Genomic DNA, 1,839 nt, shown 5'->3' with positions numbered 1-1,839 from the left:
TTGATTTATAGAACCTTGCTTCTTAATTTTCCTCTCCTGCCACATGCTATAAAGTACAGGAACCACCAACATGGTTAAAACTTCGATAGTCATTCCTCCAAATAGTGGAATTGCCATCGGAATCATAATATCCGAACCTTTTCCTGTTGAAGTAAGTACAGGTAAAAGTGCGATGATGGTCGTAGCGGTCGTCATAATGGCTGGGCGAACTCTTTTTGAACCCGCTTCGATAATCAGTTCTCTAACTTCTGTTACAGTTTTAGCAGGTTTCTTATCCTGTAATTGCTTGATATAAGTACTGATCAAGACACCATCGTCAGTTGCCACGCCAAAGAGGGCGATAAAACCAACCCAAACGGCGACACTAAGATTTATGGTCTGCACTTGGAATAAGTCCCTAAAATTCATACCTGCCAAAGAAAAATCTAAGAACCATGTCTGACCATATAGCCAAAGCATGATAAACCCTCCTGAAAGAGCCACAATAATTCCAGTAAATATTAGAGAGGTAGAAATAACCGATCGGAATTGGAAGTAAAGAATCAAGAAAATAATCATTAGTGATACCGGAACCACAATCATTAAACGTTTGGTCGCTCTTATCTGGTTCTCATAATTACCTGTAAAGACATAAGAGACTCCTGCTGGCAATACAAATTCACCTGATTCAAGTTTTTCATCCAGATATTCCTGCGCATTCTCTACCACATCGATCTCAGCAAATCCTTCTTTTTTGTCGAAAATCACATAACCGACTAAGAAAGTATTCTCCGATTTGATCATTTGAGGTCCACGTACATAATGGAATGTAACTAAATCTCCTAAAGGAATTTGAACACCTGTTGGTGTAGGAATCAGAATCTTCTTTAAAGCTTCAGGATTATCTCGATATTCACGAGCATATCTCAACCTTACTGGGAAACGCTCACGACCTTCAACCGTAGATGTCAATTTCATCCCACCAATGGCAGAACTGATAACCGCTTGCATATTTTTTATGGATAAACCATAACGAGAAATAGCATCCCGGTCAATCTCCATTTCAAGATAAGGCTTACCTACAACTCTATCTGCAAAAACAGACATGCCATTGACACCTTCTACTTTCTTCAGTTGTTTCTCCAATTCAAAGCCGACCTTTTCTATACTCTCCAAGTCAGGTCCAAAAACCTTAATTCCCATTGGCGCTCGCATCCCAGTCTGTAGCATTACCAATCGAGTTTGAATAGGCTGCAACTTTGGTGCTGAAGTCAGACCTGGTATCGTAGCCTTATTGATAATCTCATCCCAAATGTCATTGGGTGATTTGATTTTTTCTCGCCACTGACGGAAATAATCACCGTTTTTATCAACAACTAAGTTTTCCTTAGCCACCAAACGGAATCCTTCTTCTTTGGGATTATAAACCGATCCATCTTTTAGAATAAAAGCGTCATCACGGTTTACTTTAAAGCGCATCTTGTGCCCATCTTCATTAAGAATGTATTCTGACTTATAGTTAATCACATTCTCGTACATGGATGTGGGAGCAGGATCTAGTGCAGAATTCACTCGTCCCCATTTCCCAACCACAGACTCAACTTCGGGTATATTATTTAGTTTTTTATCAAGGATGCGAATCACTTCCAAATTTTCAGCTATACCCGAATGAGGCATGGTAGTTGGCATCAGTAAGAAAGACCCCTCATCCAAAGAAGGCATAAATTCTTTTCCAATACCCGGTAATTTTTCATCCAAGTTCTGATAAAGAGCTGTTTCTTTCACAAAATTAGGTGCAAAACCAAACATCTTATCAAAGCCCTGCCAGCTGGTAATTCCAAATAAAACGATCAAAATTGG

General features: G+C 39.4%; 1 protein-coding gene. It reads right to left on the bottom strand.

Annotation, left to right across the window (positions count from 1 at the left end; translation table 11 throughout):
- A partial coding sequence (locus ABY905_RS16990; RefSeq protein ID WP_372646044.1) for an efflux RND transporter permease subunit occupies positions 1-1,839 on the bottom strand: 1,839 nt, incomplete at both ends.

The organism is Ancylomarina sp. (assembly GCF_041555295.1).
Classification (GTDB): Bacteria; Bacteroidota; Bacteroidia; order Bacteroidales; family Marinifilaceae; genus Ancylomarina.
Note: the sequence above shows the minus strand (reverse complement) of the source record. Positions and strands in the feature narration are given on the sequence as shown.